Origin of the sequence: Pseudomonas sp. NEEL19, from assembly GCF_028751975.1 — a bacterium.
GTDB classification, from domain to species: domain Bacteria; phylum Pseudomonadota; class Gammaproteobacteria; order Pseudomonadales; family Pseudomonadaceae; genus Aquipseudomonas; species Aquipseudomonas juntendi.
Map to the genome: position 1 here is coordinate 578,018 of NZ_CP081491.1, position 25,846 is coordinate 603,863.

The following is a 25,846-nucleotide window of genomic DNA, read 5'->3' on the forward strand; positions in this document are numbered from 1 at the left end:
CGACCATGCATATTCACATTCTCGGTATTTGCGGCACTTTCATGGGCTCGCTGGCAGTGCTGGCCAAGGAGCTTGGCCATCGCGTGACCGGCTCGGACGCCAACGTCTACCCGCCGATGAGCACGCAGCTCGAAGCCCAGGGCATCGAGCTGACCCAAGGCTACGACCCGGCTCAACTGGAGCCGGCACCCGACCTGGTGGTGATCGGCAACGCCATGTCGCGCGGCAACCCGGCGGTTGAATACGTGCTGAACAAGGGCCTGCCCTATGTTTCCGGCCCGCAGTGGCTGGCCGACCACGTGCTGCAAGGCCGTTGGGTGCTGGCCGTGGCCGGTACCCACGGCAAGACCACTACCAGCAGCATGCTGGCCTGGGTGCTGGAGCACGCCGGCATGAGCCCGGGCTTCCTGATTGGCGGTGTACCACAGAACTTCTCGGTGTCGGCCCGCCTGGGGGCTACGCCGTTCTTCGTGGTCGAAGCCGACGAGTACGACAGTGCCTTCTTCGACAAGCGTTCAAAGTTCGTTCACTACCACCCGCGCACTGCGATCCTCAACAACCTTGAGTTCGATCACGCAGACATTTTCCCGGACCTGGCCTCGATCGAGCGGCAGTTCCACCATCTGGTGCGCACCATCCCCAGCGAAGGCCTGGTCATCCACCCGACCACCGAACAAGCGCTGGAGCGGGTCATCGGCATGGGCTGCTGGACCCCAGTACACACCACGGGTGAAGGTGGCCAGTGGCAGGCCCGCCTGCTCAGCGCCGATGGCTCGCGTTTTGAAGTGCTGTTCGAGGGCCAGGCGCAAGGCGTGGTGGACTGGGCGCTGACCGGTCAGCACAACGTCGCCAACGCCCTGGCTACCCTGGCAGCCGCTCGCCATGTAGGCGTGGTGCCGGCCATGGGCATCGAGGGCCTCTGCGCCTTCAAGAGCGTCAAGCGGCGCATGGAGAAGGTTGCCGAAGTACAGGGCGTGACCATCTACGATGACTTCGCTCACCATCCGACTGCCATCGCTACCACCCTCGACGGCCTGCGCAAGCGCGTTGGCGAGGCGTCGGTGATCGCGGTAATCGAACCGCGCTCCAACTCGATGAAGTTGGGTGCACACCGCGATGGCCTGCCAGAAAGCGTCAACGACGCCGACCAGGTGATCTGGTACGCGCCGGCCAACCTGGGCTGGGACCTCGCTGCTACTGCTGCGCAGTGCAAGGTACCGAGTGTGGTTGCCGAAAGCCTCGAGGCGATCATCGAACGCATCAAGGGCCAGGCCCGCCCGGGCACCCACGTGGTGATCATGAGCAACGGCGGCTTCGGCGGCCTGCATGGCAAGCTGGCCGAGGCGCTGAAGTGAACGGGCCGGAACGCGTTACCCTGGCCATGACGGGCGCTTCAGGCGCCCAGTACGGCCTGCGCCTGCTCGATTGCCTGGTGCGCGAGGACCGCGAGGTGCATTTTCTGATCTCCAAGGCGGCGCAACTGGTAATGGCCACCGAGACCGATGTGGTGCTGCCGGCCAAGCCCCAGGCGATGCAGGCCTTCCTCACCGAATACACCGGTGCTGCCGATGGGCAGATCCGCGTGTATGGCAAGGAAGACTGGATGTCGCCAGTGGCCTCGGGCTCGGGCGCTCCGGCAGCGATGGTGGTGGTGCCGTGTTCCACCGGCACCTTGTCGGCGATTGCCACCGGGGCCTGCAACAACCTGATCGAGCGCGCAGCCGACGTGACCCTCAAGGAGCGCCGCCAGTTGATTCTGGTGCCCCGCGAAGCGCCATTCTCCACCATTCACCTGGAGAACATGCTCAAGTTGTCGCAGATGGGCGCGGTGATTCTGCCTGCGGCGCCGGGCTTCTATCACCAGCCGCAAACCATCGACGACCTGGTCGACTTCGTTGTGGCGCGTGTTCTCAACCTGCTGAACATTCCCCAGGACATGCTGCCGCGTTGGGGCGAGCACCACTTCGGGGTGGATGATTGAAACGGGCGCTGGCCGGCTTGCTGGCGCTGGGGTTGCTGAGTGGTTGTGCCACGGTGCGCACGCTGGATGCCAACAAGCCAGGGGCGCCGGTGGTGTATGCCGGTACGCGTCTGGATCTGTATGTGATCAACGGTGGTTGCTGCCCGCAGGATCGGTTTGGGGCTCAAGCCCCGAGCTATCCGGGGCTGGACCTGCCAGGGAGCATGCTGCTTGATACCCTGTTGCTGCCGTTGTCCTTGCTGACTGCTGCCGGTGTAGGCTTCCAGGCCACAGGGGGGCTGTGAGGGATTGCACGGTCCTGTGGGAGCGGCTTACTTCTTGCCCAGCTTGCGCAATTCATCCGACTCCACAATCCGCACCCCGTCTTCTTCTTCGAGGGCCAGGCGCCATAGCGCACGGGCCAGGGTGCAGGCCTCGATCCCCCGGTATTTCCCTGGAATCAGCCGGGACAACGGTGAAACCAACTGCTCTGCCAGCCGCGGCTTGATGCGCTCGCCCAGCAGCAGAGACGGCCGCACGATGGTCAGTTGCGGCCAATCCTGCGCTTTGAGCGCCTCTTCCATCTCGCCCTTCACCCGATTGTAGAAAATCGATGACTTCGGGTCGGCGCCCAAGGCACTGACCACCAGCAAATGCCGTGCGCCCATTTCCCGGGCCCGTTTGCTGAACGCCACCACCATGTCCAGGTCCACCGCGCGGAACGCCGACTCGGAGCCGGCCTGTTTGAGGGTGGTGCCCAGGCAGCAATAGGCAACGTCGACCCTGCCGGCCAGCTGCGGCAGGAACACTGCCGGGTCACCCACCGGGTTTTCCAGGTGCGGATGTTCGGCCAGCGGCCGGCGGGTGGGGGCCAGCACGCGGGTGATGGTGGGCTCGTTGAGCAGGCGGTCGAGCAGGTGTTCACCGGTGAGGCCGGTGGCACCGGCAAGCAGGACATGCTGAGGCGTCAAGTACATGATGTCTCTCCCTTGTTACACCCAAGTCTAGTGGTTGCCCGGGGTTTTTGCCTGTGCGCCCACCTTGGCCTGGGTCGTGTTGCGCAATGCTTCCTCGGCCTGTTGCCGGCGCAGTTGCTGCCAATGCTCAAGCACCGCCGGCGGCGCCCACAACTGAGGCTCAGAGGCGTCGAAACCTTCCCTTTGTTCCCTTTCGGCAACACTGCCGCGTGCCAGTTCAAACGCCTGTTTCAGGTCGTCGGTCTGGTTCAGGGCCTGGGCGAACAGGGCTTCGCCAAAGTAGGTGAAATCAGCTTCCTCCGAGCAACCGAAGGAGACACGGTCGGCGCGTGCGGCAGTCATGATCAGGGTACGCTCATCTTTCAGCGGGGCGATATACCCCCCTGAATAGCAGGCCGAGATGACAATGACCTTGTCGCGATCCTTCAACGGCGCAAGGGCCGTTGCCAGCTCGTCGGCGGACAAGTCGGCCAGTTGCAGGCGGGGCTGGTCGAGCACCAGCTGGTGGTCTGCGCTGCCGTGGCTGGTGAGGTAGATGAACACCAGGTCTTCCGGGCCGCTGCGCTCGGCCAGGGTGCGGGCGGCACGGGTGAGGTTCTCGCGGGTTGCCATGGGGCGGTTGGCCAGGTGGTCGCGGTGGTTGACCAGGGTCACCTGGCCGCGGGCGCCAAAGCGTACCTTGAGCATGTTGCTGACGTAGTCGGCTTCACGCAGGAACACACTCTGTTGGCCATCACCGCCCACCACCAGGCTGTACAGCTGAATCGGCGGGGCCGAGCGCGGCACTGCGGCCAGCGCCTGTTGCAGTAGCCGGCCCTGGTTGAGCAGGGCCAGGTCAAGCGGGTCGGGCAGCAGCGTGCCATGCTGGTCGCGCACGCGCACCCCGTTGGCCCACACGCCGCTTTCGACCTTGCCGTTGGGCAGGATCAGGCGCCCCTTGCCGTTGTAGGCATCGTTCAGAAAGCCGCCTACGTACTGGCTGCCGTCGGCCAGTTGCAAGCTGCCTTGGCCAGACAGCCGCCAGTCGGCGAACGTGCCTTTGTAATGGCTGCCGTCGCTGCCCAGCAATTCACCTTCGCCGATCAGCGAGCCGTCCTTGAATTGGCCGATCCAAACATCGCCATCGGCACTCTCATAGCGGCCACGGCCTTCAATACGGTTGTCCTTGAACTCGCCGATGTACTGCTCGCCATCGACGCTGTCGTAGGTGCCGCTGCCTTGCAGTTGGCCATTGCTGAAATGGCCGCTGAACCGGTTACCGCTGGCGTCGCTGCGCACCCCCGCGCCGTTGGGCTTGCCCTTGGCGAACAGGCCCTGGTAACGGCTGCCGTCGGCCAGCACCAGCTCGCCGGCGCCGTCGTACAGGTCGTCCTTGAATTGGCCGCGGTAGGTTTGGTCGGCTTGCTTGAGGGTGCCTTCGCCATCACGGCGGCCGTGCTTGAACGTGCCGGCATAGTGGCTGCCCGGTGTGGTCAGGTCGCCCAGCCCCTCGAACAGCCCCGCGGCGAACTGGCCGCGGTACACCTCGCCGTTCTGGCCGTGCCATTCGCCCTGGCCATGCCACTGGCCGTCCTTGAAGGTGCCGGCATACCAGCTGCCGTTGGGATAGTCGATCCGCCCTTCACCCTGCAGCAGGCCATCGACCACCTGGCCCCGGTAGCGCCCACCGTCGGGCAGGCGGGCATCCGGCGGCAGCAACGATTCGCCATCGCCACAGGCGGCGAGCAGCAGGACCAGGGTAATGGGGAGCAGTGGACGCATGGCGAGAACCGGGCAATAGGTCTGCCGATTATGACGCAGAATGGGATCCTGAAACAGCGAGCGCCTGCGCTGACGCACATCCCCGTAGGAGCGGCCTTGTGTCGCGATGGGGCGCGCAGCGGCCCCACGATTCCAGCTTCGCCGCAGAAATCGCCGGGGCCGCTTCGCGCCCCATCGCGACACAAGGCCGCTCCTACAGGATGAGGTGCCGCTTGTGGGCCTATACCTGTCTTAAAAGCTGGCGCAACCCCTGTGGGAGCGGGCGTGCCCGCGAACACCGGCGAAGCCGGTGCCATCTACCGAGTCGTCGGCTTCGCGGGCACGCTCGCTCCCACAGGTTGAGGTGCAATCAATGCCCGCCTGGCGACACGATGATCTTCACGTTTTCCTCCTTGTTGTTCACCAGTTCCTCAAACCCTAGCTCGACAATCTGCTCCAGCCCGATCCGCCCGGTCACCAGCGGGCGAATGTCCAGCCGCCCGTCTGCAATGAAGGCAATGACATCGGCAAATTCGCCGTTGTACGCCAATGCCCCCAGCACCTGCTTCTCGGTGGATACCAGTTCGAAGAAGTTGAATTCGCTGGGCTCTTCAAAAATGCCTACCAGCACGCACTTGCCGGCCTTACGGATGGTGTCGATGGCCAGTTTGGCCGTGTGCTTGTTGCCGATGCACTCGAAGCTCACATCCGCCCCCAGGCCGCCGGTAAGCGCGCGAATCTCTGCCAGGGCATCGCACTGGCTCGGGTCGAGCACCACGCTGGCGCCGACTTCCCTGGCCTTGGCCTTGCGCGCAGATGACATTTCCAGCGCAATTACCTGCGCCGCACCAGCTGCCTTGGCGCACATGATGGTGCACAGGCCGATGGTGCCGGCGCCCACCACCACCACGGTCTGGCCCAGCAAGCTGCCGGCCTTCTTCACCGCATGCATGCCCACCGCCAGCGGCTCGATCAGCGCGCCAGCCTCAGCCGGAAAGCCCTGCGGCAAGCGGTACAGCAGGTTTGCCGGCACATTGACCCACTCGGCGAAGGCGCCGTTATTCATCAGGCCGGTGAAGGCCAGGCGTTCACAGATGTTGTACAGGCCATGGGTACAGTAGTAGCAGGTGCCGCAATGCTGGCAGGCGTCTGCAGCCACCGGGTCGCCGACGGCAAAGCCTTCGACGCCCTCACCCAGTTTGGCGATCTGACCACAGAATTCGTGGCCGAGGATGCACTGGCCCTGGATGCCGGTCAGCGGGTGCGGCGCCTCGACCGGGATGAATACCGGGCCGGCGACGTATTCATGCAGGTCGGAGCCGCAGATGCCGCACCAGTCCACTTTGATCTGCACCCAGCCTGGCGCCGGGTCGGCTGGCAGGGGGACCTGTTCTACGCGAATGTCGTTGCGGCCATGCCATACGGCAGCGCGCATGTGGGTGTGGCTCAAGTCATTCATGGCTGTTCTCCAGGCTCACGGAATAGGTTCAGTGCTTGCGCAGGAATGCGAGCAATTGCTGGTTGACCTGGTCGGCCGCCTCCATCTGCACCATATGGCCGGCTTCGGGCAGCACCAGTACTTCGGCCTCCAACCCTTCGGCATGGCTGGCCGGGATGATCGCGTCCTTGCCGCCCCACACCACCAGCGCCGGGTGCTGCCCCAGCACGCCACGCAGGTCGTGGCGTTGGCGGTCGCCGTCGGCCAGTGCCGCAGCCAATTGCTGCAGGGCCTGGTCAACGCCTTCCAGGCGCTTGAACCTGAGCATGTCTTCCAGCATCTGCCGGGTGACCAGCGCCGGGTCGGCGAACAGCTGCACCATCTGTGGCTTCAGGGCATTGCGGTTGGCTGCGCTGACGAAGCCTTGCAGGTATTGCCCGTTGATCGCTTCACCCAGGCCGGCACTGGCCACCAGGCTCAGGCTGGCCACCCGCTGCGGGGCTAGGCGCGCCACGTTCAGGCTGACTGCACCGCCCATCGAATGCCCCGCCAGGTGCGCCTTGGCAATGCCCAGGTGGTCAAGCAGGGCCAGCACGCTCTCGCTCAGTTCATCCAGATCGCCGCGCTGCAGGGCCTTGGCCGACTCGCCATGCCCCGGCAGATCCACGGCGATCACCCGCCGCTCGGCCGCCAGCGCCGGGTGGTTGAACAGCCAGTTGTTGAGGTCGCCGCCAAAGCCGTGCACCAGCACCAACGGCGTGCCGCCTTCACCCAGCTCGAACCAGCGCAGCAGGCGGCCACCCACTTCAGCCTTTTGCGGGGCCGGGCCCTGGGCCTGGTCGGCGCCGCCTTCGGCGACGAACTCGGCCTGGAAGCGCTGCACCACGGCATCGATCTCGGCCTCTTCGGCTTCGCCTTCCACGACCACGGCCAGCAGCGCGCCCACCGGCAGGGTTTCATCCGGCTTGGCCACCTGGCGGCGCAGCACGCCGCTGAACGGGGCCTCGACACTGCTGCTGATCTTGTCGGTCTCGACGTCCAGCACCTCGTCGCCCTTGGTGATCGGGTCGCCTTCCTGCTTGAGCCAGGTGTCTACCCGGCCCTCGGTCATCGACAGGCCCCACTTGGGCATGGTCAGGGTATGGATCTGGCTCATGCGGCACTCCTTGCAGCTTCGATCACTTTGCGCACGGCGGCCTCGATCTTCGCCGCGTCAGGGATGTACAGGTCTTCCAGGGCGTCGGAGAACGGCACCGGGGTGTGCGGTGCGGTGACCATCTCGATCGGGCCCTTGAGCGCAGCGAAAGCCTTCTGCGCCACCAGGGCACTGATATCAGTGGCCATCGAGCAGCGCGGGTTGGCTTCGTCGATGACTACCAGGCGGCCGGTTTTTTCCACGCTTTCCAGAATGCTGTCTTCGTCCAGCGGGCTGGTGGTGCGCAGGTCCAGTACTTCGCAGTCGATGCCCTGGCGGGCCAGGTTGTTGGCGGCCTCCAAGGCTACATGCACCATGCGCCCGTAGGTGACCAGGGTCACGTCGTCGCCATCACGCAGGAAGTTGGCTTCGCCGAAGGGTACCGTGTACACCTCTTCCGGCACTTCGCCCTGCATGCTGTAGAGCAGCTTGTGCTCGCAGAAGATCACCGGGTCGTTGTCACGGATCGCCTGAATCAGGAGCCCCTTGGCGTCGTATGGCGAGGAGGGGCACACCACCTTCAGGCCTGGAATGTGCGTCCACAGCGAGGTGAGCATTTGCGAATGCTGGGCCGCTGCACGCAGGCCTGCGCCGTACATGGTGCGCATCACCAGCGGGGTGACTGCCTTGCCGCCGAACATGTAGCGAAACTTGGCAGCCTGGTTGAGTATCTGGTCCAGGCAGCAGCCGGCGAAGTCCACGAACATCAGCTCGCACACCGGGCGCAGGCCCTGGGTGGCGGCACCGACCGCTGCGCCGACGTAGCCGATTTCCGACAGGGGAGCGTCCAGTACTCGGCCCGGGAACTGGTGGTACAGGCCCTTGGTCACGCCCAGCACGCCACCCCAGGCGTCTTCCTCACCGGGCGCCCCGGCACCGCCGGCAACGTCCTCGCCAATGATGAACACACTGTCGTCGCGGCGCATTTCCTGGGCCAGTGCTTCGTTGATGGCCTGCTGGTAGCTGATCTTTCTTGCCATGGTGGTTCTCCTGTTGTTCTTGTAATGCGCGGCTTAGGGGTAGGCGACGTAGACATCGCTGAGCAGGTCGGCGGGCAGTGGCTTGGGGTCGGACTTGGCGCGCTGCACAGCGTCTTCGATCAGGTCCTCGACGCGTGCGTCGATAGCGTCCAGCTGCTGGGCCGTGAGCAGGCCGGCGCGGGTGGTCTTGTCGCGGAACTGCATCAGGCAGTCGCGCGATTCGCGCAGGTTCTTGACTTCATCCGCCGCGCGGTAGGTTTGCGCGTCGCCCTCGAAATGGCCGTAGTAGCGGCTGAGCTTGACCTCGACCAGCGATGGGCCTTGCCCGGAACGGGCGCGTTCGATGGCCGCACCGGCGGCCTCGTACACGGCAAAGAAATCGAAGCCGTCGATGGTCACCCCGGGCATGCCGAAGCCGGCCGCGCGGTCGGCGATGTGGTCGCAGGCCACCGACCAGTTGGAGGCGGTGGCTTCGGCGTAGCCATTGTTCTCGGCGACGAAGATGCACGGCAGGTTCATGATCGACGCCATGTTCATGGCTTCGAATACCGCGCCTTCGTTGGAGGCCCCGTCGCCGAAGAAGGCCACCGCCACGTCGTCGCGCCCCTTGAGCTTGGCCGCCAGCGCCGCGCCGGCCACCAGTGGGGCGCCGGCGCCGACGATACCGTTGGCCCCGAGCATGCCTTTCTCCAGGTCGGCAATGTGCATCGAGCCACCCTTGCCACCGCATACGCCGGTCTTCTTGCCGTAGATTTCGGCCATCATGCCGTACACGTCCACGCCCTTGGCGATGCAATGGCCATGGCCGCGATGGGTCGAGGCGATGCAGTCGCTGTCGCGCAGGTGGGCCATGACCCCGGCAGCCGAGGCCTCTTCGCCGGCGTAGAGGTGCACGAAACCGGGGATTTCGCCAGTGGCGAACTCCACGTGCAGGCGTTCTTCAAAGGCGCGGATGGTGCGCATCACTTCATAGGCATGCAGCAGTTGTTCGGTACTGAGTTGATTGGACATGTTGTTGTTCTCCGGGGTTGTCTCAACACGGGTTTGCAGGGTGCAGCCGATGGCCGCGAGGCACGGCCAGCAGGTGGTGACGGGCGGCATGCGCCAGCACGGACTCGACGTCCACACTGAGCGGGCCGCGGTGGTCGAGGGTGATGGTGGGGGTGTCGTGTTCGGCGAATTCGATTTCGCGCTCGCCGTCCAGGGCCAGGGTGCCGCTGGCCAGGCTCAGGCGGTGGGCGACATCGGGCAGCAGCGTGCCGCTGGCGGTGATGCCACAGGCTTGCAGCAGGCCGGGGGCCAGCGGCGCGAGCAGTGCCTGTTCAGCGCCGGGTGCCAGGCGAACCCAGGCGCCGTGCGGGGCCTGGCGCGACACCGGGCACCACAGGCCACACAGCGCCGACAGGCCGATGGCATGCGGTTCGGCGAAGCAGGCGAAAACTTCGGCAAGGTCTTCGCTGCGGCTGAGTGCGCGGGCGCCAATGAAACGCTGCGGTGACACTGCCACTTCCACCAGGGCCCATTCGGCCAGTTGCTGCTGCGGCACTGTCACCAACAGGCGCTTGTTGCGGCGCAGGCCAATGCTGGGCGGTACCCGGCCGGTGGCCAGCAGGCCGCCGGCAAGACCGGCGCTGGTGGCCTCGCGCAGTTCGGGGAAGGCATTGTTGGTGCCGGTGGAGAGGGTCAGCAGTGGCACATCTTGCGCCTCGGCGGCGACGGCCTTGTGGGTGCCATCGCCCCCCAGCACGGCGATCAGCGCCACACCGCGCTCGACCATGCGTCGGGTGGCCAGGCGGGTGTCGGCTACGGTCTGCGACAACGGCAGGTCGAGTATTTCGATGGCTGGCCAGTGCTGGTCGAGCGCAGCCGGGCCCTGGCTGGCCTTGAGCACGGCGGCGGCGATGCCGGTCATGTCGCTGGGCAGCAGCACCTGGCCGATGCCGGTGGCGCCGAAGGCGGCCAGCAGGCGCTGAATTGCCGAAGCCTTGTCGGTGCTCGAATAGAGCCCGGCGCTGGCCGTCAGGCGGCGCAGGTCACGGCCGGAGGCAGGGTTGGCAATGATCCCGACGAGCGGGGCGGGTAGCGGCATGGCGCACCTCGTATTCTTGTTTGCCAGGACTGGAGCAAGGGCGGTGCCAGCTTTGCCCAAGGGCGCCGAAGGGGCCGTTGCAGAGCGCTTTGGCCTGCCTTGGTGGCGGCTGCAGGGCGGGTACGGCGAGACGCCCGGTGCCAGTGCGCAGCTGCGTTGAGCGAGACGCTGAGACGCTGCGTCTCAAGCCAGCCGGTAGCCACACAGTGCTTGTCGGGGCGGGCGCGCAAGCGCTTAATGGCCGAACAACGATAAAAACAGCAACGAGAACCGGAGGGCCCGAATGCTTGCCGCGAACTCCCGAGCCCATGTCGATTGCGTCAGCAGGGTGCTGAAGAATGCCGACCGCCTGCCACAGGCGCCGGTACCGCCGCTGATCCTCGATTCATGGCGCCGTTCCATGGAGCTGTACCGCCTGGACCCCGCTTCCCAGCAGGGCCCACGCATCCTTTCCCAAAGCCTGCTCAATGAGTGCCGTGAACGCGCGCAGCTGTTTCTGCGCATCGCCAGCGACGCCGTGGCCCGCCTGCACGAGCGCGTACGGGGCGCCGACTATTGCGTGCTGCTGACCGACGCCCAAGGGCGCACCATCGACTACCGGGTCGAATCGGCCATTCGCAACGACTGTCGCAAAGCCGGCCTGTACCTGGGCACTTGCTGGTCGGAGGGCGAGGAGGGTACCTGTGGCGTGGCGGCGGTGCTCACCAGCAAAGCCCCGGTCACGGTGCACAAGCGCGACCACTTCCGGGCGGCGTTCATCGGCCTGACCTGCACGGCGGCACCGGTGTTCGACCCGTTGGGCGAGTTGCTGGGGGTGGTGGATGTGTCTGCCTTGCAGTCACCGGACGACCGCCGCAGCCAGCACCTGATCCGTCAGCTGGTCGAGCAAACCGCTCGCGACATCGAAAACGCCTTTTTCATGCACACTGCCCAGGGCCACTGGGTGATGCGCGCCCATGGCACGCCGGGCTATGTGGAAAGCCAGCCTGATTACCTGCTGGCCTGGGATGCCGATGGTCGCCTGCAGGCCATCAACAGCCTGGCCCGGCAGCGCCTGGTCGAACGCCTGGGCCGTTTGCCGGCGCACATTGGCGAGCTGTTCGACATGGACCAGCTACGCCGGGTCAGCGCGTCGTCGGCCCAGCGCCTGCCTGGCCTGGGTGGTTTGTACGGCCGGGTCAGCGCCCCTCGGCAACGCCAGCGGGCGCAACCGCTGCAGCAGGCCCAGGACAGCCGCATCGAACAGCATCTGCGCTTGGCTACCCGCCTCAAGGACTGCAACCTGGCCGTGCTGGTGCTGGGTGAAACCGGGGCCGGCAAGGAGGTGTTCGCCCGTCAGCTGCACCAGCAGAGCCAGCGCCGTGACGGCCCCTTCGTAACCCTGAACTGTGCAGCCATCCCCGAGAGCCTGATCGAGAGCGAGTTGTTCGGTTATGTGGCGGGGGCTTTCACCGGTGCTTCCAGCAAAGGCATGCAAGGGCTATTGCAGCAGGCCCACGGCGGTACGTTGTTCCTCGACGAGATCGGTGATATGCCACTGAACCTGCAAACCCGGTTGCTACGGGTGCTGGCCGAGGGCGAAGTGGCGCCGCTGGGCGCGGCGCGGCGGGAGCGGGTGGATATCCAGGTGATCTGTGCCACCCACCGTGATCTGGCGGCAATGGTAGAAGACGGGCGTTTCCGCGAAGACTTGTACTTCCGCCTGGCCAATGCCCGCTTCGAGTTGCCGCCGCTGCGTGAGCGGGAGGACCGGTTGGGGCTGATTCACCAATTGCTGGCCGAAGAGGCCGCGGCCTGTGGCGTCGAAGTTGTACTGGCGGACGATGCCTTGCAGGCGCTGCTGGTTTATCGCTGGCCAGGCAATTTGCGCCAGCTGCGGCAGGTGTTGCGCTATGCCTGTGCGGTCTGCGAGGGCGGGCAGGTGCGGGTGCAGGACTTGCCGCAGGAGGTGCGGGGTGGGGCGGTAGGCTCGGTCGCAAGCGGGGTGTCGTGCCCGGCGCGGCAACTGTTGCTGGATGCGCTGATCCGCCATCGCTGGAAGCCGGCCGATGCGGCGCGGGCGTTGGGCATTTCGCGGGCTACCCTGTATCGGCGGGTGCATGAGCACCGTATCGAGATGCCGCGGATGAAGGGGTAACCTGCGGTCCCTGTAGGAGCGGCCTTGTGTCGCGATGGGGCGCGCAGCGGCCCCACGATCTCAGCTTCGCCGCAGATATTGCCGGGGCCGCTTCGCGGCCCTTTCGCGACGCAAGGCCGCTCCTACAGGGGGTGTGTGAGCCTTGGCTAAGCAATAAAAAACCCCGGCACAAGTCCGGGGTTCTGGTCCATCACACTACACGATCACTCCTGGTTGGCCAGTTTGTGCTCGAGGTAGTGAATGTTGACGCCGCCTTTGCAGAAACCTTCATCACGCACCAGGTCGCGGTGCAGGGGGATGTTGGTCTTGATGCCGTCGACGACGATCTCGTCCAGGGCATTGCGCATGCGCGCCATGGCTTCGTCACGGTCTTTGCCGTAGGTGATCAGCTTGCCGATCAGCGAGTCGTAGTTCGGGGGTACCGAATAACCGCTGTACAGGTGCGAATCCACGCGCACGCCGTTGCCACCCGGTGCATGGAAGTGCTTGACCTTGCCTGGGCTCGGGATGAACTTCTTCGGGTCCTCGGCGTTGATCCGGCACTCCAGCGAGTGGCCACGGATGACAACGTCTTCCTGGCGGAACGACAGCTTGTTGCCAGCGGCGATGCTCAGCATCTCCTTGACGATGTCGATACCGGTGACCATCTCCGACACAGGGTGTTCAACCTGCACCCGGGTGTTCATCTCGATGAAGTAGAAGCGGCCGTTTTCGTACAGGAATTCGAACGTACCGGCACCGCGGTAGCCGATCTCGATGCACGCATCGACGCAGCGCTTGAACACTTCCTGGCGGGCCTTTTCATCGATACCCGGGGCTGGTGCTTCTTCCAGGACCTTCTGGTGGCGACGCTGCAGCGAGCAGTCGCGGTCACCCAGGTGAATGGCGTTGCCCTGGCCGTCGGACAGCACCTGAACTTCCACGTGGCGTGGGTTGGTCAGGAACTTTTCCAGGTAGACCATCGGGTTGCCGAAGGCAGCACCGGCTTCGGTGCGGGTGAGCTTGGCCGAGGCGATCAGGTCCTCTTCCTTGTGCACCACGCGCATACCGCGACCACCACCGCCACCGGCGGCCTTGATGATCACCGGGTAGCCGACGTCACGGGCGATTGCCAAGGCGACTTCTTCGTCTTCCGGCAGCGGGCCATCGGAGCCCGGAACGGTTGGTACGCCCGACTTGATCATCGCGTCCTTGGCCGAAACCTTGTCGCCCATCAGGCGAATGGTGTCGGCTTTCGGGCCAATGAAGGCGAAACCGGATTTTTCCACCTGCTCGGCGAAATCGGCGTTTTCCGCCAGGAAGCCGTAACCCGGGTGAATCGCGGTAGCGCCAGTCACTTCGGCGGCAGCGATGATCGCCGGGATATGCAGGTAGGAATCCTTCGACGATGCAGGGCCGATGCAGACCGACTCGTCTGCCAGGCCCAGGTGCATCAGTTCACGGTCGGCAGTGGAGTGCACGGCGACGGTCTTGATGCCCAGCTCTTTGCAGGCACGCAGGATCCGCAGGGCAATTTCCCCGCGGTTGGCGATCAGGACTTTTTCGAGCTTCCCAGACATCGTTGGCTCTCCGCGATTCAAACGATGGTGAACAGCGGCTGGTCGAACTCAACCGGCTGGCCGTCTTCTACCAGGATGGCGTCGATGACACCGCCAACATCGGCTTCGATGTGGTTCATCATCTTCATGGCTTCGACGATGCACAGGGTGTCGCCCTTCTTCACGCTCTGGCCAACTTCAGCGAAGTTCGGCGAGGTCGGCGAAGGTTTGCGGTAGAAGGTACCTACCATTGGCGAACGGATCACGGTGCCTTTCAGCGCCGGGGCAGCAGCAGCGGCTTCGGCGGCTGGCGCAGCAGCGGCGACCGGGGCAGCAGCGGCCGGGGCGGCAGCCATCGGGGCCGGTGCGTAGAACTGCTGGGCAGCTGGGGTCTTGCTGTGACGGCTGATACGAACCGACTCTTCGCCTTCCTTGATCTCCAGCTCGTCGATGCCAGACTCTTCCAGCAGCTCGATCAGTTTCTTGACTTTACGGATATCCATTAATCATCAACTCCCAAAGGTTCGGTCAGGGGGCGAAATACAAAAACGTATCTAGAACGTTTCTCTGGAACCCCGGCCCATCGAGGCCGGGGTTTTCATCATTTGGGCTGTGCGTTGGCAGCCAGTTGTTCCAGTGCAGACTCCAGGGCCAGGCGATAACCGCTGGCGCCCAGGCCGCAGATCACCCCTACGGCCACATCGGAAAAGTAGGAGTGGTGACGGAACGGTTCGCGTTTGTGCACGTTGGACAGGTGCACTTCGATGAATGGGATGCTCACCGCAAGCAATGCGTCACGTAATGCGACGCTCGTGTGGGTGAAAGCAGCCGGATTGATCAGGATGAAGTCCACACCCTCGTTGCGTGCCGCATGAATGCGGTCGATCAATTCGTATTCGGCATTGCTCTGCAGGTACTGCAGATGGTGGCCTGCGGCGCGGGCACGTTGCTCCAGGTCCTGGTTGATCTGGGCCAGGGTCACGGCGCCGTAGTGGCCAGGCTCGCGAGTACCGAGCAGGTTGAGGTTGGGGCCGTGAAGCACCAGTAGCGTTGCCATCTGTGGATTCCTTGGATTTGTAGGGCAATTCGACACAGCGCGGCGAGTGTGCCGTAAAGCGACGGCAAGTGTCCAGTTCCCGGCAATAGCCAGCACGATGTCCGAGATTCGCGCGAAGTATGTGACCAAATATTTAAATCTGGTCACCTAATCGAGGATTTTTCCCGGCCCGCGGGAAGTTATAGACCGAGTTTGCCGCGCACGCGCGTGAGAATCTGCGCGAATTCCCCGGCATTTATCTCGCCAATCACCCGATCGGCGGTAATTTCGCTGCCGTTCGCGGCAAAGAACAACAGCGCAGGCGGGCCGAAAAGTTGGTACCGGTCAAGTAGCGAGCGTTGCTCGGCGTTGCTTGCGGTGATGTCGAACCGCAGCAGCTTGAACGCCGCCAGTTGCGGCTGCACCTGGGCGGCGTTGAGCACCTCGTGTTCGATGACCTTGCAACTGATGCACCAGTCGGCGTACCAGTCCAGCAACACCGGTTGGCCGGCTGCCTTGGCCTGTGCCAGCGCGGCATCCAGGGCTTGCGGGGTGGTGATGGTTTGCCAGGCCTGCGCTGTGGCCGCGGTAGTGCCAGCGCTGGCCGCCTGGCTGGGCACGGGCAGTGGCCGCAGCGGGTCGCCCTGGCCACTGAGGGCGCCATACCAGCAAGCCAGCGCGTATACCAGCAAGGCCAGGCCGAGCAGTTGCGCCAGGCGCTGGCGCGCAGTCTTGACCACGAACTCCAAGGCGCCGAGGAACAGTGCCACGCCTGCGGCAAGCAGGCCGACCAGCAACAGGGTTACCGGGCCTGGCAGCACCCGGCTGAGCAGGCCGATGGCCAGCCCCAGCAGCAGTACGCCGATGGCGTTTTTCACGGTGTTCAGCCAAGGGCCGCTTTTCGGCAGCCAAGCTGCGCCACCGGTGGCCACCAGCAACAGTGGCGCGCCCATGCCCAGGCCCAGGGCGAACAGTTTGAGCGCCCCGCCCAAGGCATCGCCGCTGGCGCTGATGTACAGCAGCGCGCCTGCCAGGGGCGCCGACACACAGGGCGAAACCAGCAGGCTGGAGAGCACGCCGAGTACTGCAGCGCCCAGTAGCGAACCGCCCTTGGTGTGGTTGGCGACGTTGTTCAGGCGGTTATTCAGGGCTTGCGGCAGCTTCAGTTCGAACAGGCCGAACATGGCCAGGGCGAACACCACGAAAAACAGCGCGAAGGGCACCAGTACCCAAGCCGATTGCAGGCGTGCCTGCAGGTTCAGGCCGGCGCCGAACAAGCCCATCAGCGCGCCGAGTGCGGCGAAGCTGGCGGCCATTGGCAGTACGTACGCCAGCGACAGCGCCAGCCCGCGTGGCCCACCGACCTGCCCGCGCAGTACCACGCCGGAGAGAATCGGCAGCATCGGCAGCACACAGGGGGTGAAGGTCAGGCCGACCCCGGCGAGGAAGAACAGCAGCAGCGATTTCCAGCTCCAGGCCTGCTCGATTGCGTCAGGGGTGTTTGTGCCGGCTTCGCCATCGATGCTCAGCCGGGCGGTTTCCGGCGGGTAGCACAGGCCCTTGTCAGCACAGCCCTGATACCCCACCAGCAGGGTAAAGGCGCGCGGATCGTTGCGTGGCAGTTCGATATCGAGCACGCCGTGGTACACCTCCACGTCGCCGAAGAACTCATCGTGCTTAGCCTCGCCCTTGGGGATGTTCGGCGTGCCCAAGGCGATGTCGGCGGGTTCGGTGTGGAACTGGAAGCGGTGGCGGTAGAGGTAGTAGCCGTCGGTGGCGATGAAGCGCAGCTTGATGGTGTGCGCATCGGCCTGGATCAGGTCGAGCTTGAACGCCTCGTGCACTGGCAGGAAGTCGGCGTTGTTGGCCAGCGAAGCGGCGCCGAGGGTGGCGCTGGGGCGGTTGTCGAGCAGGCCGGTGGCGAAGACAGGGCTGGCCAGCAGCAGGAACAGCAGGAAAAACAGGCGGCGCATGGCGAACTCGCGAGGTGGAACGTGCCGGGCATGATAACGGAGTTGGCGCAGGTTGAAAGGGACGGCGACACCTGGCGCCACTTGTGTATTGCCTGTGCCGGCCTCAGACCCTGAAGGCCCGCACCGCCTTGCTCAGCTCCCCGCCGAGGCTCAGCAATTGCTCACCCTGCTCACGCCCTTCACCAATGCGCTGCAGGTTGTCTTCACCCAACGTGTGAATCCGCTCGCTATGATCACGAATCTCACTCACCGCGCCAGTCTGTTGCGCGGTGACGTCGGCAATGCGTACCGCCGTATCGGCGATCGTGCGGATCGCGCTGACGATCTCATCCAGCGCGCCATCGGCGGCCTGGGCCTGGTTGGCGGTGGTTTCGGCGTGTTCGAGCTGGGTGCGCATGCCGGCCACCGACTCCCGCGCCGCCTGTTGCAAGCGGTCGATCAGTGCCTGGATTTCGCCAGTAGCCCCGGTGGTGCGCTGCGCCAGCGAACGCACCTCGTCAGCCACTACGGCAAAGCCGCGGCCCATCTCGCCAGCCCGGGCCGCTTCGATGGCGGCGTTCAGCGCCAGCAGGTTGGTCTGTTCCGCAATCGAGCGTATCACCGTCAGCACGCCGCCGATGGTGGCCGATTCTTCGGCCAGTTGCTCGATCATGCGCGCATTGCCCTGTACCTCATCGACCAGTTCCCGCAAGCCCGACAGGCTCTGGCCAATCACCGCCTGGCCCTGTTCCACCGCACGCCCGGCATCGCGGCTGGCATGGGCGGCAGCGCTGGCGTCACCGGCCACTTGCTGAATGGTGGCTTCCAGCTCGCCCAAGGCGTCGCGGATCTGCCCGGTATCGCCGGCCTGGCGGTGGGCGCCATCGTGCAGCGCGGCGCTCATGCCGGCCAGGGCATGGCTGCTGCCGGCGACTTGTTCGGCGTTGTGGCGAATGGTGCCCACCAGTTCGACCAGGTACTGGCGCAGGCGGTTGAGCGATGCCTGAATGTCATGCAGTTCGCGGTTGGTCTTGCCCAGGGCGATCACCTGGGCGAAGTCGCCCTCGGCCCAGCACGATAGCGCCGGGGCCAGGCCGGTCAGGGTGCGCGCCAGGCGCCGCTGCAGGGTATCGATCAACAGGGCGATGAACAGGATCAGGGCGATCATCAAACCCTGGATGATGCGCACCTCGCCGGCAATTTGGCCATGTTGGGCGCGCACTTGCGGTTCCAGCGCGGCGATGGCCTGCTGTACGGCTTCCAGGCGCTGGCCGGTGCTGGCAGCCAGGGCGGCACGGCGCTCGATCTGTCCGCGCGTGCGCTGCAATTCGGCCGGGTAGCGGCCCAGCAGGTTTTGCAGCTCACGCTTCAGGCCCACGGCGATGTCTTCCTGCCGGGCGCTGGCCTGGGTTTGCAGGCCCATCATGGCGGCGAAGTCGTCGGCACCAGAGGCAGCAGCGCGGGTGACACCGAGCAAGGGCAGGGCATCGATAGCCTGTGCCTGGCTGCGGATCAGTTGCAACTCACGCTCCACTTCGTCAGCAAGCTCCGGGCGGCCGCTGCTGACCAGCTTGTCGCGGGCCAGTGCCAGCCGGCCCAGGTGCACGCTGGCGTCGAGCAGCGGGAGCAAATAGCGGTTGGCCTCGGCAGTGCCACTGTCGCGGGCGTAGCCGGCCAGTTGCTCGAAATTGGCCCCCAATTCCCGTTCGGCCTGCAACAGCAGCGCTTGCGGGTCGCCAGCCAGCTTGCCGGCCGCCAGCAGTTCGTTGCCGGTGAAGGCCTGCAGGCTGGCCAGGCTGGGGCGCAGGTTGGCCGCCAGTTCGGCGGGCCAGTCGGCCAGGGCGCCCTGCAGTTGCTGGATGGCCTGCGTGGCGGCGGCATGGCGCAGGGCATCCCCGCTGCCCAGGTAGGCGTGGATATTGCCCGCCACCTGCTGCTGGAACTGCTGGGACAGGCCCAGGTAGCGCTCCATCAGCTGATAGGGCCGTTCCAGCGCCCGTTGCGACCACCACAGGGTAGCGGCCAGGGTGAAACACACAGTCACCAGCAACAGCGTGTTGAAATTGGTCAGCCACTTCAGGCGCATAGCCGCGAACTTCCTGCGGAGGGGAGTGGGGGTAGGCGGCTGAAGTTATGGCGATTGTGTGACCGGATGATGACGCCGAGGGCTTGGCGTCAGAAAAAAGTGGCGGAGTGCCTCTATCTGATGGCGCTACTGATTCCTCGCGGCAGGGCCGTTTCAGCGCTCTACCCGTACTACACAGTTACGCCCGGCATGCTTGGCGCGGTACAGGGCTTCATCCGCCGCGCTGGCCATGGTCAACGCGTCCAGCCCCTCATCCATCTGCACCACCCCGGCACTGAAGGTGCACTGCAAATCCTGCGGCTGTGCCGGATAGATGATCTCGGCAAAGCGCCGACGAATCTCGTCAAGCACCTTGTAGGCGGCCTCCAGCGCGGTATTGGGCATGACGATGGCAAATTCCTCGCCCCCGTAACGGCCAATGAAGTCGGTCTTGCGCAGGCGCTGCTTGAGGAACAGCGCCAGGCTCTTGATTACCCGGTCCCCCATGGGGTGGCCGTGGCGGTCGTTGATCTTCTTGAAGTGGTCGATGTCGAGCATGGCGAAACTCAACGGCTGCTGCTCACGGCGGGCGCGGAAGCTGCAATCCTCAAGCAATTGCAGGATATGGGTGTGGTTGTACAGCCCGGTCAGGCTGTCACGCACCATGCGTGCCTTCAGGTGCCGCGCACGGGCCGCACGGTTGCGCACTGTGGTGATCAGGTGGCGCGAGCGAAACGGCTTGGTCAGGAAGTCATCGCCGCCTTCGCTCATGGCATCCAGTTGCTTGTCCAGGTCGTCTTCGGCGGACAGGTAGATGATCGGCACGCTCACATAGCGGTCACTGTGGCGGATCACCTTGGCCAGTTCCGGGCCGGTGCAAGCCGGCATGTACAGGTCGAGAATGATCAGGTCGGGCTGAAAGTCGGCCAGCTCGGCCATGGTGCGGATCGGGTCGGTCAGGCTGCGGGTCAGCATGCCGGCGCTGGCCAGCACCCGTTCGGTGTGCAGCGCCTGGGTGCGTGAGTCGTCGATGATCAGCACTCGCAATGGGTCGTGCGGGCCGGCGTTGGTCAGCAATTCGATCTTTTCCAGCAGGCTGGATGCCTCCAGGCTGCCGGTCAGAAAGTCCTGCCCACCGGCGCGCACGGCAGCCAGGCGCGTCGGTGTGTCAGCTTCGTGGTGGCTGAAGAACAGCAGCGGAATGTTCTGCGCCAGGCCGTGTTGTACCTGGGCGGCCAGCAGCAGGCCCTGGCCGCTGCCGGTGAAGTCGACATCCATGATGATGGCCGCAGGCGGGTATTCGCCGACCGAAGCCAGAAACGCGGCAGCGTTGGGCAACGCCTGCACCAGCAGCCCGAAGAATTCCAGTTGCTGGGCCAGGCGCTGGGCCCGCTCGTGGTCCTGCAGCAGGATGTACACCGGCTTGCGCAGGGGCACCAGTACCTCGTCAAGGGAGTCGTCCTTGCGCAGGCCGCTACGCGACAGTTGCGGGTCGGGGCACAGCGGGCTTGGCTCGACGGCTTGGCTCATGACCTGGCTACTTGTAGGTTGGGATATGCAGGGGCAATGATGGCTCTATGCTAGCAGTTCTTTTCCCTCGCATGAGTGCCCTGCATCAACATTGCGTTCTGAACGAATATTCAGTTACCGACCGATTGGTCGCTTATGCGTAAGGCGGTGTCTGCTTTATAGTGCTGCCACGCGGGCTTGCCGTGGCACCCTGGCGCAGGCCTGTGGTCAAAGCCCCTGAACCGTCGTGACTGATTAAGGACAAAGCCATGCTGGATTGGAAAAACCGCGAGGCCAAACCCGAGCCCCGTGAGCGTGTCGACGGCCGCGGCGCTGCCGCCCGTAGCTACCTTGGCGGCCTTTGGAGCCGCGCCCTGGGAACCCTGATCGGGTTGTATCTGCTGGTGTGCATCGGCCTGGGCTGGTACTGGAGCCAGGAACCTGCGCTGTTCCCGGTGCAGCAGAATGCCCAGGCTGCAGCCGAGCACAATGGCCAGCAGATGGTGATTGGCTACACCACCGTTGAAACCCTCAAGACCGTGGCCGGCACCCTGCTGAACAAGCCGGGCGGTTACATTTCCAACGACCGCTTCCCGCCAGGGCTGTGGATGGACAACATGCCGAGCTGGGAGTACGGCGTGCTGGTCCAGGTGCGCGACCTGTCCCGCGCCTTGCGCAAGGACTTCGCCCGTTCGCAGTCGCAATCTACCGAAGACGCCGACCTGGCCAAGGCCGAGCCGCGCTTCAACTTCGACAACAAGAGCTGGATCCTGCCCTCGAGCGAGTCGGAGTTCGAAGAGGGCATCAAGTCGCTGTCGCGCTACCAGACCCGTCTGGCTGCTGGCGACAAGGGCGCGATCTTCTATACCCGTGCCGACAACCTGAACAACTGGCTGGGTGACGTCGCCACCCGCCTGGGTTCGCTGTCGCAGCGCCTGTCGGCCAGCGTTGGCCGGGTCAAGCTCAACACCACGCTGAAGACCGAGTCGGTGGTTGCCGGCCAGGCGCCGCAAGTGGACGAAGAGCTGGTGGAAACCCCATGGCTGCAGATCGACAACGTGTTCTACGAGGCCCGTGGCCAGGCCTGGGCGCTGTCGCACTTGCTGCGTGCCATCGAGGTTGACTTTGCCGATGTACTGGCGAAAAAGAATGCCACGGTCAGCGTGCGGCAGATCATTCGTGAGCTGGAAGCCTCGCAAGAGCCGCTGTGGAGCCCGATGGTGCTCAACGGCAGCGGTTTCGGCATGTGGGCCAACCACTCGCTGGTCATGGCCAATTACATTTCCCGGGCCAACGCTGCGGTCATCGACCTGCGCCAGTTGCTGTCGCAGGGTTGAGCATGGCCATCAGCGCCAACGAGGCCGCCCACCGGGCGGCTTCCGACCGTGAACTGGTCACCTGGGTCGACGAAGCCGACCAGGTGCTGGGCGCCTTGCCCCGCGCCGAGCTGCGTGAGCGCGGCCTGATCGGCCGCTGCACGTTCATCCTGTTGTTCAACAGTGCTGGTGAGTTGTGTGTACACCGGCGTACCTTGAGCAAGGCGCTGTACCCAGGGTACTGGGATGTGGCGGCGGGTGGCATGGTCACGGCCGGCGAAGGGTATGCCGAGTCGGCGGCGCGTGAACTGGCCGAGGAGCTGGGCATTGAAGGCGCGGCACTGCGCTTTCATGAGCGGTTCTACTTTGACCAGCCCGATAACCGTTTGTGGTGTGCGGTGTATTCGGCGGTGTCGGATGCGCCGCTGCGGTTGCAGCCGGAAGAGGTGATCGAGGCGCGGTTCATTGGCCTGGCGCAGGCTGAGGAAGAAAGCCTGATGAAGCCGTATTGCCCGGATTCGCTGGCGGCGTTGCAGCGCTATAAAGCCAGCCTGGGATGACGTGGGGACCGCTTTGCGGTCCTTTCGCGACGCAAGGCCGCTCCTACATCGATCGGCGTATGCAGGACCTTGTGGGAACGGCCTTGCGTCGCGACAGGGCTGCAAAGCAGCCCCAGTTCCCGGGTAGTCGCAAAACATTCGCAAAATGCCGCAATCCTGTACTTAGCAATCGCCGCATTTCTCGTTACACTGCGCGCCCTTTTCGGGCTGCCGCATGTCTTGCAGCAGTAGCGCCGCCCCTGCCAGAGTGGGGCTTCGCGGTCGGCCTCATCCCCAAGGTACGACCAGTTTTTGTCCTCTGCACCGAGGAACAAAAGTGGCCAAGAAAGCTTCTTCCTTCGCCGCCCTTGGCGGTCTCGTTTACTCCACCGACGCCGGTCGGCATTGCCCCGACTGTGGCCAACCGGTGGATGCCTGTACCTGCAAGCAGCAGGTCATCCCCGAAGGCGATGGCATTGCCCGTGTGCGCCGTGAAAGCAAAGGCCGCGGCGGCAAGACCGTGACCACCGTCACCGGTGTGCCGTTGCCGCCCGATCAGCTCAAGGAGCTGGCCACCACCCTGAAGCGCCGTTGCGGTACCGGTGGCGCGTTGAAGGATGGGGTCATCGAAATCCAGGGCGACCATGTCGAGCTGCTGATCGCCGAGCTGATCAAGCAGGGCTTCAAGGCGAAAAAGTCCGGCGGCTGAGCCGGCGCGCATTTTTGCCCAGTGCTTTCTAAACTCGTTGCCGTGGCCAGGGTCTACCCTGGGGCACGGACGAATCGTCATTTTCGGCTTTTACACTGCGCCCGCCAGCATGCAGGGCAGTGTCTTCGACTTATCTATAGGGGACTTGAATGTCCGTACGACGCACACGCAAAGACGATGGTAGCCAATGGACCGTGGCCGACAGCCGCAGTGTTTATGGCATCCGCCATTGGGGCGCTGGTTATTTCGCCATCAATGAGGCCGGGCGCGTCGAAGTGCGCCCCAACGGCCCGAACAGCGCGCCGATCGACCTGTTCGAACAGGTCGACGAACTGCGCCAGAGCGGCTTGTCGTTGCCCTTGCTGGTGCGCTTCCCCGACATTCTGCAGGACCGCGTTCGCCAGCTGACCGGCGCTTTCGACGCCAATATCGCGCGCCTGGAGTACCAGAGCCAGTACACCGCGCTGTACCCGATCAAGGTCAACCAGCAGGAAGCGGTGGTGGAGAACATCATCGCCACGCAGAACGTGTCGATCGGCCTGGAGGCCGGCTCCAAGCCCGAACTGCTGGCGGTGCTGGCGCTGGCGCCGAAAGGCGGCACCATTGTCTGCAACGGCTACAAGGACCGTGAATTCATCCGCCTGGCGCTGATGGGCCAGAAGCTCGGCCACAATGTGTTCATCGTCATCGAGAAAGAGTCGGAAGTGGCCCTGGTGATCGAAGAGGCCGCCGAGCTCAAGGTCAAACCCCAGGTTGGTCTGCGCGTACGCCTGTCTTCGCTGGCTTCGAGCAAGTGGGCCGACACCGGGGGTGAAAAGTCCAAGTTCGGGTTGTCGGCCGCGCAGTTGCTGTCTGTTGTCCAGCGTTTCCGCGATGCCGGGTTGGACCAGGGCATCCGCCTGCTGCACTTCCACATGGGGTCGCAGATCGCCAACCTGGCCGACTACCAGCACGGCTTCAAGGAAGCCATCCGTTACTACGGTGAGCTGCGTGCGCTGGGCCTGCCGGTGGACCACATCGATGTGGGTGGCGGCCTTGGTGTCGATTACGACGGGACCCACTCGCGCAATGCCAGTTCGATCAACTACGACATGGACGACTACGCTGGCGTGGTGGTGGGCATGCTCAAGGAGTTCTGCGATGCGCAGGGCCTGCCGCACCCGCACATCTTCTCCGAGAGCGGCCGTTCGCTGACCGCGCACCACGCCATGCTGGTGATCCAGGTGACCGACGTCGAGAAGCACAACGACCAGGTTCCGACCATCGAGAACAAGGAAGCCTTGCCCGAGACCGTGCAGTGGCTGGTCGACCTGCTTGGCCCGACCGACATCGAGATGGTGACCGAAACCTACTGGCGTGCCACCCACTACATGGGTGACGTGGCTGCGCAGTATGCCGATGGCAAGCTCACCCTGAGCGAGAAGGCCCTGGCCGAGCAGTGCTACTTTGCGGTCTGCCGCCGCCTGCACAACTCGTTGAAGGCGCGCCAGCGTTCGCACCGTCAGGTGCTGGACGAACTCAACGACAAGCTGGCCGACAAGTACATCTGCAACTTCTCGGTGTTCCAGAGCCTGCCGGACACCTGGGCCATTGGCCAGGTACTGCCGATCATCCCGCTGCACCGCCTGGACGAAGAACCCCTGCGGCGTGCGGTATTGCAGGACCTGACCTGCGACTCCGACGGCAAGATCAACCAGTACGTCGACGAGCAGAGCATCGAGACCAGCATGCCGGTGCATGCGGTGCAGGAGGGCGAGGATTATCTGTTGGGCGTGTTCCTGGTCGGTGCGTACCAGGAAATTCTGGGTGACATGCACAACCTGTTTGGTGACACCGACTCGGTGAACATCTACCAGAACGCCGATGGCAGCGTGTACCACGCCGGCATCGAGACCCACGACACCATCGAGGACATGCTGCGCTACGTGCACCTGTCGCCCGAAGAGTTGATGACCCACTACCGCGACAAGGTTGCCAGCGCCAAGATCACTGCCCGTGAGCGCACGCAGTATCTGGATGCCTTGCGGCTTGGTTTGACCCGGTCGTCGTACCTGTCGTCGTAAATGCCGGGGCCGCTTTGCGGCCCATCGCGACACAAGGCCGCTCCTACAGCTCATCCCTGTAGGAGCGGCCTTGTGTCGCGAAATGAGGCCGAAACCCTCACCGGCGCTGTCACAGCCACACACAATACCAATGTGGATATTCACCCGCCTTGCGCACCAGACCGGCGCGAATGGGGTTGGCGATGATATAGCGTGCGGCAACTCTCACATCTTCGTCTTTGCGCAGCGCGCGGTCGTAGAAGCCTGGCTGCCATATGTGCTGGCGCGCAGCACCGGTACGGTAGAGGGCACAACTGCTCCGCGACTTGAAGGCGCACATGAGCTTGCTCAGATGGGTTGGCCCAAGCTCGATCAGCCAATGCAAATGGTCCGGCATCAATACCCAGGCCAGAGTCCGGCAGTCGCCTTGCTGATCGCTGAGTTGCAACTGCCGGATCACTGCGCGCGCAAACCAGAGGTTGCGGAACAAGGGGTACCGCTGGCGAGTAATGGTTGTGAGCAGATACAGTCTGCCCGGCTCTGAGAAGCGCCCTTGGCGAAAACGGTGATTGCCGCGACGATCCATGTCGATTTCCTTTGAACATCCCGTTCGCAGGATAGGAG

General features: G+C 64.4%; 21 protein-coding genes and 1 pseudogene. 8 read left to right on the plus strand and 14 right to left on the minus strand.

All coding sequences use genetic code 11. From position 1 onward, the window contains the following. Window positions 1–5 precede the first annotated feature (5 nt). The 3 genes from mpl to K4A76_RS02680 are packed head-to-tail and all read left to right on the plus strand — an operon-like array spanning window position 6 to window position 2,265. A complete protein-coding gene (gene mpl / locus K4A76_RS02670) occupies window positions 6–1,355 on the plus strand; it encodes a UDP-N-acetylmuramate:L-alanyl-gamma-D-glutamyl-meso-diaminopimelate ligase (RefSeq protein ID WP_173887472.1) in 1,350 nt (449 codons plus the stop codon). Continuing rightward, on the plus strand, window positions 1,352–1,981 hold the full coding sequence (gene ubiX, locus K4A76_RS02675; RefSeq protein ID WP_173887473.1) for a flavin prenyltransferase UbiX: 630 nt from the start codon (window positions 1,352–1,354) through the stop codon (window positions 1,979–1,981). Before mpl ends, ubiX begins: the two co-directional genes overlap by 4 nt. Next, window positions 1,978–2,265 (plus strand): YceK/YidQ family lipoprotein, encoded by a 288-nt coding sequence (locus K4A76_RS02680; RefSeq protein WP_054904355.1) that lies wholly within the window; start codon window positions 1,978–1,980, stop codon window positions 2,263–2,265. The genes ubiX and K4A76_RS02680 overlap by 4 nt, the downstream gene beginning before the upstream one ends. 27 nt (window positions 2,266–2,292) lie before the next feature. Here K4A76_RS02680 and K4A76_RS02685 read toward each other — a convergent pair whose 3' ends face one another. The 7 genes from K4A76_RS02685 to K4A76_RS02715 all read right to left on the minus strand — a co-directional run bounded on the left by K4A76_RS02685 (window position 2,293) and on the right by K4A76_RS02715 (window position 10,379). Further along, window positions 2,293–2,937, minus strand: coding sequence for an oxidoreductase (locus K4A76_RS02685; RefSeq protein WP_009685749.1), 645 nt, complete (start codon window positions 2,935–2,937; stop codon window positions 2,293–2,295). Between the two features lie 27 nt (window positions 2,938–2,964). Continuing rightward, a complete protein-coding gene (locus tag K4A76_RS02690; protein WP_029886943.1) occupies window positions 2,965–4,698 on the minus strand; it encodes a C13 family peptidase in 1,734 nt (577 codons plus the stop codon). Window positions 4,699–5,047: 349 nt separating this feature from the next. Then, a complete protein-coding gene (locus tag K4A76_RS02695; protein WP_223809663.1) occupies window positions 5,048–6,112 on the minus strand; it encodes a 2,3-butanediol dehydrogenase in 1,065 nt (354 codons plus the stop codon). Window positions 6,113–6,164: 52 nt separating this feature from the next. Then, window positions 6,165–7,271, minus strand: a complete 1,107-nt coding sequence (locus K4A76_RS02700; protein ID WP_274411475.1) for an acetoin dehydrogenase dihydrolipoyllysine-residue acetyltransferase subunit — start codon at window positions 7,269–7,271, stop codon at window positions 6,165–6,167. Continuing rightward, entirely contained in the window at window positions 7,268–8,290 is a 1,023-nt protein-coding gene (locus K4A76_RS02705; RefSeq protein ID WP_009685756.1) for an alpha-ketoacid dehydrogenase subunit beta, read from the minus strand. Before K4A76_RS02705 ends, K4A76_RS02700 begins: the two co-directional genes overlap by 4 nt. Window positions 8,291–8,323: 33 nt before the next feature. Beyond that, on the minus strand, window positions 8,324–9,301 hold the full coding sequence (locus K4A76_RS02710) for a thiamine pyrophosphate-dependent dehydrogenase E1 component subunit alpha (RefSeq protein ID WP_274411477.1): 978 nt from the start codon (window positions 9,299–9,301) through the stop codon (window positions 8,324–8,326). A 22-nt stretch (window positions 9,302–9,323) separates the two neighbouring features. Further along, window positions 9,324–10,379, minus strand: coding sequence for an ATP-NAD kinase family protein (locus K4A76_RS02715; protein WP_274411478.1), 1,056 nt, complete (start codon window positions 10,377–10,379; stop codon window positions 9,324–9,326). A gap of 283 nt (window positions 10,380–10,662) precedes the next feature. Here K4A76_RS02715 and K4A76_RS02720 point away from each other — a divergent pair, with 283 nt between their 5' ends. Next, window positions 10,663–12,516 (plus strand): sigma-54-dependent Fis family transcriptional regulator, encoded by a 1,854-nt coding sequence (locus tag K4A76_RS02720; RefSeq protein ID WP_274411480.1) that lies wholly within the window; start codon window positions 10,663–10,665, stop codon window positions 12,514–12,516. A gap of 203 nt (window positions 12,517–12,719) precedes the next feature. On the opposite strand, the gene accC is transcribed toward K4A76_RS02720, so the two are convergent. From accC to K4A76_RS02750, 6 genes and pseudogenes are all read right to left on the minus strand, one after another. Further along, a complete protein-coding gene (gene accC, locus K4A76_RS02725; protein ID WP_009685761.1) occupies window positions 12,720–14,075 on the minus strand; it encodes an acetyl-CoA carboxylase biotin carboxylase subunit in 1,356 nt (451 codons plus the stop codon). Window positions 14,076–14,092: 17 nt separating this feature from the next. After that, on the minus strand, window positions 14,093–14,557 hold the full coding sequence (gene accB / locus K4A76_RS02730) for an acetyl-CoA carboxylase biotin carboxyl carrier protein (protein WP_054914092.1): 465 nt from the start codon (window positions 14,555–14,557) through the stop codon (window positions 14,093–14,095). A 98-nt stretch (window positions 14,558–14,655) separates the two neighbouring features. Further along, window positions 14,656–15,111, minus strand: coding sequence for a type II 3-dehydroquinate dehydratase (gene aroQ / locus K4A76_RS02735; RefSeq protein WP_003255330.1), 456 nt, complete (start codon window positions 15,109–15,111; stop codon window positions 14,656–14,658). Between the two features lie 179 nt (window positions 15,112–15,290). Next, window positions 15,291–17,063, minus strand: a complete 1,773-nt coding sequence (locus K4A76_RS02740) for a protein-disulfide reductase DsbD (RefSeq protein WP_274411482.1) — start codon at window positions 17,061–17,063, stop codon at window positions 15,291–15,293. Window positions 17,064–17,166: 103 nt separating this feature from the next. Next, window positions 17,167–17,691 (minus strand): annotated as a pseudogene (locus K4A76_RS23815) (methyl-accepting chemotaxis protein); the annotation flags it as partial. A gap of 1,590 nt (window positions 17,692–19,281) precedes the next feature. Further along, window positions 19,282–20,637: a diguanylate cyclase gene (locus K4A76_RS02750; protein WP_274411484.1), complete on the minus strand. Its 1,356-nt coding sequence runs from the start codon at window positions 20,635–20,637 to the stop codon at window positions 19,282–19,284. A gap of 248 nt (window positions 20,638–20,885) precedes the next feature. Between K4A76_RS02750 and K4A76_RS02755 the strand changes: the two genes are divergently transcribed. The 4 genes from K4A76_RS02755 (at window position 20,886) to speA (ending at window position 25,243) form a co-directional block, all read left to right on the plus strand. Continuing rightward, window positions 20,886–21,953, plus strand: coding sequence for a DUF2333 family protein (locus tag K4A76_RS02755; RefSeq protein ID WP_274411485.1), 1,068 nt, complete (start codon window positions 20,886–20,888; stop codon window positions 21,951–21,953). 2 nt (window positions 21,954–21,955) lie between these two features. Then, window positions 21,956–22,492 (plus strand): NUDIX hydrolase, encoded by a 537-nt coding sequence (locus tag K4A76_RS02760; protein WP_009685767.1) that lies wholly within the window; start codon window positions 21,956–21,958, stop codon window positions 22,490–22,492. Between the two features lie 316 nt (window positions 22,493–22,808). Further along, window positions 22,809–23,180 carry a translation initiation factor Sui1 gene (locus K4A76_RS02765; RefSeq protein ID WP_009685768.1) on the plus strand — a complete coding sequence of 124 codons (372 nt, stop codon included), beginning with the start codon at window positions 22,809–22,811 and terminating at the stop codon, window positions 23,178–23,180. Between the two features lie 149 nt (window positions 23,181–23,329). Beyond that, window positions 23,330–25,243, plus strand: coding sequence for an arginine decarboxylase (speA, locus tag K4A76_RS02770; protein WP_029885908.1), 1,914 nt, complete (start codon window positions 23,330–23,332; stop codon window positions 25,241–25,243). A gap of 109 nt (window positions 25,244–25,352) precedes the next feature. Here speA and K4A76_RS02775 read toward each other — a convergent pair whose 3' ends face one another. Next, complete coding sequence (locus tag K4A76_RS02775) at window positions 25,353–25,808, minus strand: REP-associated tyrosine transposase (RefSeq protein ID WP_274411486.1); 456 nt, start codon at window positions 25,806–25,808, stop codon at window positions 25,353–25,355. Window positions 25,809–25,846 lie beyond the last annotated feature (38 nt).